This window comes from Spirulina sp. CS-785/01, assembly GCF_028330525.1.
Classification (GTDB): domain Bacteria; phylum Cyanobacteriota; class Cyanobacteriia; order Cyanobacteriales; family Spirulinaceae; genus JAQMSD01.
In genome coordinates, this window is record NZ_JAQMSD010000021.1 from 1 (window position 1) to 7,433 (window position 7,433).

Below are 7,433 nucleotides of genomic sequence, written 5' to 3' on the forward strand. Positions count from 1 at the left end.
AGTCGGGAGTCGGGAGTCGGGAGATGGGAGTCGGGAGATGGGAGTCGGGAGATGGGGGAGATCAAAGAACCAACTGTTCCCTGTTCCGGAGTTCCCTGTTCCCTTGCCTCACAAGCAAATGAACACTTTTTCAGCAAGCCCTAATTACTAAAATCGGGGTGGAAGGACTCCACCCCGTATCTGCTGCTCAGTTGAGACTAATGTTAATTTGGTTAATTTTCTTCATTGGCTTCGGGGCGGTTTCCTCCGGGGGAGGAGTTGTAGAGTGCGTCGAGTTGTTGACGTGCTTCGTCCACGTTAACCGATCGCATCACTAATAAAGGCTCATTAATCGGTTGTCCGTCATTGTCCATTAGTTCGGGATGACCTTGTTTTTGGGGTTGGGGTGTGGTGCGGTTGGCCCCGTAGCGGCGGTTGGCATCGGTGCTAACCTGGATTAAACTACGGATTAAATTGGCGATCGCTAATACAGCAATCACGGTAAACGCCAAAATGTAGAGAAGATGTAACATAATACAATCCTTTCACTAAAAATTCGTCTGAAAATATGTTTTTTTACCGGGGAGGCCGTCTCAACACGGGAGTTGGCTGTCTCATGGAGTCTTTTATCATGAACCAGGCTTAGACGCTCTGCAACCCGTCTTTAACCGTCTTGTTGTTGGCTTAAACGCCACCGTTGGGAGACCTGCCAACATTGGGTCACTAATTGATGCCATGGTGTTAGTGTACTCAATTCCACCCCCACTTGCTCCCCTGTCGCATGAAATAACATTTTAGCGGTTGCGACTTCTTGTTGAGCGTGTTTCACTCGCTCTAGTAAGTCTGCTTGCTCTCCTTCACTGAGAAAGTCGATGTTCTCGGTTTCTAAGAGATTTTGCGATCGCGCAAACCAAAACTGAAAATCATCAAACAGAGGTTCGAGAATATTCACTAACAGTTCTCGTTCTGAGGGTTGAGGTAAAGACATGAGTTACTTATGAGTTTACTATTGGCAAAGAGTTCACTTACTTTTTTATTGTAACTGTTTGTTACAATTTCTCAGATTTTGAGTGCTGGGTAATCGGTAATCGGTAATCAGCATCCGAAGGCAGGAGGCAGGAGGCAGAAGAACCGAACCCGGAGAAAGTTAACCTAAAAAGAAGGTCAGAAACTAATCACAGCAAGGCTTTCAGCCAAATTTAATTTTTAGTTTCACCGAGAGTAATGGGTAATCGGTAATCGGCAAGGGATAATTTTCACTTATACGTAGAGTGAGTTACTGGGGGTCTGACCCAAAGGGGTTTACAGCGAAATCGGCCAAGGTTAAAGTGTAGTCCTCTTGCGCTCCGGTGGTGATGTAACGCATAATCACTTCTGAGGCCACTGCCACGGCCAATAACACTAAATTGCGGGCTAGGGGATAATCACAAACATCATCCTGAGTGGCAGAGGGGACGCGATAGCGGGCATTCCAGATGATTTCAGCATAGTCACTGGCTAACCCAATGTGCAAACAAGCTATATTTTCTTGTAAACAATAATCGGTGACGGCTCGACGGGCTACACTATTATCAAAGGTATCAATCACAAGATTGGTCTGGCGTAACAGTTGCGAGCAGTTGTCTGGGGTTAATTCTTTGGTCTTCCCATCAATGACCAAACCTAATGCACGATAGAGGGAATTTGTCAAGATTTTGGCTTTTTGTGCGCCAATGTCGGATTTGTAGTAGGGTTGGGTGGAGAGGTTGCGTTCTTCGATGCGATCGCAATCTATGACGCGCAACTGACCCAACCCACAGCGAGCCAAATTTTCGGTTAAGTTAGCCCCCAAGGCCCCTGCACCACAGAGGGTAATGGGAAACTCCCGAAATTGTACCATCTGTTCCGAACTCCGATAGCGCGTTTCATGAAAAAAACTATCCATTTTTTATGGGTAATGGGTAATGGGTAATGGGTAATGGGTGACTAGAGAGTTCGCCAAAGCACAAAGAACCAACAACAAACAACACACCACAAACTTACCTAAACTGCCACAACTTAATAATTTTATCCTGTGATCCGGTGGCAATGGTGGCATTGTTGGGCGCGATCGCCACCGTCTTGATTCCCGACTCATGACCCGTTAAAGTATGTAAAACCCGACCCGTCCCCGGATGCCAAATTTTCGCCGTTTGGTCACGGCTGCCACTAATTAACATATTACCTTGGGAACTAATCGCTAAGGACGTGACCGCATCAGTATGTTCCGTCCAAGTTTGCAAGAGTTTCCCAGAACTGAGTTCCCACAACTTGAGGGTACAATCTTCACTACCACTAATCATCATTTGTCCACTGGGACTAAAAACCACCCCATAGACTTCCCCATCATGACCCTCTAGAGTAGCTTGTTCTGTCTCCTGAGTGATATCCCAGAGTTTCAGGGTTTGGTCTGCACTACTACTCACTAACACTTGACCATCGGGACTAAAGGTTAAACTTTCTACCGTTCCCTGGTGGCCTTGAAAAGTGGCTTTTTCCTCCCCAGTATTGGCATCTAATAATTTAATAGTTTGATCAGCACTTCCCGTGGCTAAAATTTGACCATCGGGAGAAATGGCCAAGGCCGTCACCCAAGCATCATGGGGTTGCCAGCGTTTCACCTCCTCTCCCCCTACCCAGACACGCACAGTATAATCCCAACTCCCGCTAATGAGTTGATCCTCATTGGGTCGAAAGACTAAATTATCCACAATGCCTCGATGTCGCTTGAGGAGCATTTCTTCGACATTTTCTTCTAAATTCCAGAGTGCGATCGCGCGGTCTGCACTCCCACTGGCCAACAAGGCCCGTCGGGGATGAAACGCGAGAGTATGGACTGAGCTATTATGACCCTCTAAACTAGCAATACAAGACCAATGGGGTTTTAATATCTTGAGAGGTTCAGACTCCTCTGTTTCGGCCTGTTGGGTGGGAATGAGGGTTGGTTCTAAGGTTTCCCCCCCATTTAACTCCTCATACACCTCCGACGCAGACTGATAGCGGTCATTTACAGCTTCTGCTAACAGCTTATTTAAAACCTTTTTCACCAATTCGCTCACAGGTTGGGTTAAATAGTCCGTCCAGACCCAAATCCCATCCATACTACTAAATAAATCAAAAGGATGAATCTGAGTGAGTAAATGGACACAAATCACCCCTAGACTGTATAAATCACTGGCATAGGTAGCTTTTCCCCGCAGTTGTTCTGGGGCCGAATAGGCCGCTGATCCGACCACCGTCCCAGTTTTCGCTAAAGCTGTTTTAGTGGTCACTTTGGCGGTACTAAAATCCACCAAGACTAATTTTCCCTCAGAGGTGCGGAGAATATTTTGGGGGTTTAAGTCTCGGTGAATAATACCCTGGCCGTGGATATATTCGAGAATCGGTAAAATTTCATTGAGTAAATTGCGAATTTCCGTCTCTCCGAATTGTTCTTTCTCAACACTCTGTCCTTTAATCTGTTCTTGAATTAAGGTGGGGGCAAAATTATGAATATTTTTGTCGAGTTCAATATAAGCTAACAGTTGGGGGATTTGCGGATGTTTCCCTAGTTGGAGCAGTTTTTCGGCTTCTCGGCGAAATTCTTCTAGGGGATCAGAATGCGCTTTTTGCAGTTGCACTTGTTTGATCACACAGGGAGTCGTAGCATTGGCAAAAAGGTCAATTCCGGCAAAGGTGCGGCCTCGGCCTGCTTCACTGAGCGTTTTGGTGGCCCGATAGCGATCGCCGACACTCAGTTTCGACCCACAACAGATACAAAACTTATTATCATCAGCGTTTTTCGGAGTTTGACATTTGGGGTTTAAACAGTAAACCATAAGGAGTAATTGTTAATTATTAATTGGTAATTGTTAATTGATAATTGTTAATTAATAATTGATAATTGATAAGGGGTACGCTCGGACAACGCACCCCTTCCTCGACTAGAGAGGGGGTCTCTTTTGGGTTACAACAAAGAGGAGTCGTTGTCATCATCACTCAATAGACCCAACAAGGGTCCTAAGACAGCCCCAAAAATAAATCCTCCTGCGTGGGCCCAGTAGGCCACACCGCCGTTTTCCATACCGATATTGGCACTTGCATTGAGAGAGGCAAACCCACTCACAGCCTGTTGTAAAAACCAAAATCCCAGATACCAAATAGCCGGGATTCGGAAAGTAGGGAAGAAGAAACCTAAGGGAATTACTGTTAAAATTTCCACATCGGGAAACTTGAGGATATAGGCCCCCATCACACCTGCGATCGCGCCACTTGCTCCCAGAGACGGTACATCCGACTGGGCCGAGAAAAACCATTGGGTGAGTCCGGCCAATGCACCACACCCCAAATAAAAGAGCAGAAATTTCCCTCCCCCTAGTTCCTCCTCAATATTATTGCCAAAAATCCAGAGAAACCACATATTAAACCCCACGTGCAGAAATCCCGCATGGATAAATTGTGAGGTGATCAGGGTTAAGGGTTCAGGGATCAGGTCGATAGACCCTTGACCCTGTAAACTGAGAGTGAACTCCTTTGGCACAATGGCAAACACCTCAAAAAATGCCTCCAGTTGGCTAGGAGGTAAAGTCAGTTCATAGAGAAAAAACAGCGCGTTAATGGCAATCAGCGTATAGGTCACATAAGGCGTAATTTTAATAGGGTTTTTATCCCGAAGCGGCACCATAGCTTAAAATTTGAAGTCAATAGTACATATGCTAGCAGACGGGAGATAAGGGAGTTGAGAGTTGTTCTTGGTTCTTTGTGACAAAGGGGGAATAGGGAATAGGGAAAAGTTGTGGGTTGTTGGTTCTCCCCCATCTCCCCCATCTCCCCTTTGTGTCCTTTGTGTCTTTGTGGTTCAACCGTAAACTCCCAACTCCCCATCCCCCCAGAGCGAGGAGAGAGAATAAAGGAAAGGTAAAATTAAGAAGATTGTTATTAACATTCCCATGGCCAAGAATAAGAAAACGCGGAAAACGCATCGTTCTGCCGCGAAAGGATTTGGAATGAACCCCTCGGCGGTCAAAGGTGGCATTATCCGGGCGGAACGAGAAATCGCCCAAGGTAATTTAGAAAAAGCCTTGGAACAACTCATAGACTTAGACGAACGTTATCCTGATCATGCCGAAGTTCTGGAACTATTAGCCCTCTTGTCCTTTGAGTTGGACTATTTGCCCAAACATCAAGAAGTCATGGAACGACTGGCCAAACTCCGGCCCCATGACTTTAACACCCTAGTCTCATTAGGTGGGGCATATTGGGAAAATGATCGGTTTAGGTTAGCGTTGGACTTATTTCGTCAAGTCCGCAAACAGTTTCCCACTCATCCCACGATTAAAGAAATTGAAGCAACGATCGCGCATTTAGAAACCCAATTAGCCGATATTGCCGATGATTTGGGCATTGAGTTAGATGAACAAGCCTATGAATTGATCCGTCTCCATGAAAAAACCCTCTCTGCCTTGGAGACTGGCCGCTTTGGGGAATGTCGGGACTATGGGCAGCAAGTATTAGAACTTAACCCTGATTTTCTCCCGGCCTGGAATAATATGGCCATGGCCTATTGGTTGGATGATCTCAGGGAAGATGCGATCGCAATTACCCAGAAAGCTTTCGACCTTGACCCCAACAATATTCACGCTTTGGGGAACATGATTCAATATCAAGTCCTCGAAGGCCATCTCCCCGAAGCTCAAACCTATAAAGAACAGTTTACAGCAGCCATTGCAGACCACCCCGAAAAGCCAGAACATTGGCTGAAAGGAGTAGAAATCTTGTCCTTTTTAGAGGACGATGACGCAATTCTCGACCTTCTTCAGCAAGTCGAAGCCCAGGAGAGGTTAGAGGAAATGTACCCAGTTTTTTATCACCATACGGCAGTAGCCCTGATGAATAAAGGCCAAGAAGCCAAAGCGAAAGCATTTTGGGAACAGGCCGTTAAAGAATTCCCCGGCCTCGATATAGCGCGAGAAAATCTAGAGGATTTAAAATACCCGGTGGGGTTTCGCAACTGTCCTTGGCGGTTTCCTCTACCCCAATGGGTGAGTTTAAATATGACCCGTGACCTATTCGCCATTTTAGATGACGAGAGTGACCCCAACCCGGACGCAATTCAGACCTACTTAGAACAATATCCCCAATGGAATAGTTTAGTCCCCCAATTGCTGCGTTCTGGAGACCATCACGCCCGTCTGTTAGCCCTGCGGTTCGCCAATGCTGCCCGTACTCCTCCCCTCGTTGAAGCAGTGCGAGATTTTGCCTTGAGTCAACTAGGCCCCGATAAACTCCGCTATGAAGCCGCTTCTATAGCAGTGCAAGAGGGCTATTTAGTGCCGGGAGAGATGAAATTCTGGTTCAAGGGAGAATGGCAAACAGTGCTTTTGCTGGGGATAGAACTCCATGATCAGCCCTATGGTGGCCCCCATTCTCCGAAAGTGCAACAGTTACTCCGTCAAGGGACCCAAGCATTACGTCAGCAGGATGGCGAAAAGGCGGAACAGATGTTAAACCAAGCCTTACAGGAAGAACCAGAGGCTAGTGATCTGAATTTTAATTTAGCCATTGCCTATCAAATGCAAGGCCGACAAGAGGAGACACTAACGTTACTTCAGAAGATTTTTGACCAATCCCCCGATTATCCCTTTGCTCGTACTGCGTTGGCCAAGTTGTTTATTGACCGTAAACAATTGGACTTGGCGGACACTCTGTTAAAGCCGATGATTACTTGGAAAGCCATGCACTTTCAAGCCTTTAGTGCTTTCTGTCAGGTGCAAATTGAATTAAAGTTAGCCCAGAAACGGTGGGATTTGGCCAAGTCGTGGTTGAAAGCGTGGCGGGAAGTGGAACCGGAACACCCGAATTTAGAACATTGGGAGGAAATGTTACAAAATTCCTCGAAGTTAGGCGGGTTAGGGGGGTAGTGTTCCTGTTTCTAAGCAGTCTTGGATGATCTGTTGGACGGTGGGCCAGAGTTGGGGGAGCCCGGTTTGGATGGGGGCGACTCTTTGCCAAACGCGATTGATTGAAAACAACAAATAATGGTACGGATAACGGTATTTGGATTGTGTCCCCACTCGTTGGGGAACATAATTGATTGAAAACTGCTGATACTCAGTAATGACAGTGGAATCTACGTTTAAAAGTCCCCACTCGTTGGGGAACATAATTGATTGAAAACTAATCGTAGGAATAGAGATTACTTTATCACTTGCCTCAACAACAGAAGCGTAACCAACCTGCCCCCACGATGTGATGTAACGGCAAGTCCTAGTTTTCGTCCCCACTCGTTGGGTAACATATAATCATGGTGGGCAATAGCCACCCAGCCCTGTCAAGGTGGGTAACGAGATATGGCGGTTTGGAGTCGCCCTCACCCCCCAACCCCCTCTCCCAACCTTGGGAGAGGGGGAGAAAATGTCTCTCACAAGTGTCTGAAACAACGGTGTCTCGTTCTACAA

6 protein-coding genes are annotated in these 7,433 nt (G+C 46.5%); 1 reads left to right on the top strand and 5 read right to left on the bottom strand.

Features of this window, described 5'->3' with window-relative positions; genetic code table 11:
- Positions 1–212: 212 nt before the first annotated feature.
- The 5 genes from PN462_RS00755 to PN462_RS00775 form a co-directional block, all read right to left on the bottom strand.
- Positions 213–512 carry a DUF2973 domain-containing protein gene (locus tag PN462_RS00755; RefSeq protein WP_272125913.1) on the bottom strand — a complete coding sequence of 100 codons (300 nt, stop codon included), beginning with the start codon at positions 510–512 and terminating at the stop codon, positions 213–215.
- A 131-nt stretch (positions 513–643) separates the two neighbouring features.
- Positions 644–967, bottom strand: coding sequence for a DUF2605 domain-containing protein (locus PN462_RS00760; RefSeq protein WP_272125914.1), 324 nt, complete (start codon positions 965–967; stop codon positions 644–646).
- A 288-nt stretch (positions 968–1,255) separates the two neighbouring features.
- Positions 1,256–1,903 carry a ThiF family adenylyltransferase gene (locus PN462_RS00765; protein WP_272125915.1) on the bottom strand — a complete coding sequence of 216 codons (648 nt, stop codon included), beginning with the start codon at positions 1,901–1,903 and terminating at the stop codon, positions 1,256–1,258.
- Positions 1,904–1,997: 94 nt separating this feature from the next.
- Positions 1,998–3,815: a serine/threonine-protein kinase gene (locus PN462_RS00770; protein ID WP_272125916.1), complete on the bottom strand. Its 1,818-nt coding sequence runs from the start codon at positions 3,813–3,815 to the stop codon at positions 1,998–2,000.
- Positions 3,816–3,943: 128 nt separating this feature from the next.
- Positions 3,944–4,660: a rhomboid family intramembrane serine protease gene (locus PN462_RS00775; RefSeq protein ID WP_272125917.1), complete on the bottom strand. Its 717-nt coding sequence runs from the start codon at positions 4,658–4,660 to the stop codon at positions 3,944–3,946.
- Positions 4,661–4,925: 265 nt separating this feature from the next.
- Between PN462_RS00775 and PN462_RS00780 the strand changes: the two genes are divergently transcribed.
- On the top strand, positions 4,926–6,896 hold the full coding sequence (locus tag PN462_RS00780) for a tetratricopeptide repeat protein (RefSeq protein ID WP_272125918.1): 1,971 nt from the start codon (positions 4,926–4,928) through the stop codon (positions 6,894–6,896).
- Positions 6,897–7,433 lie beyond the last annotated feature (537 nt).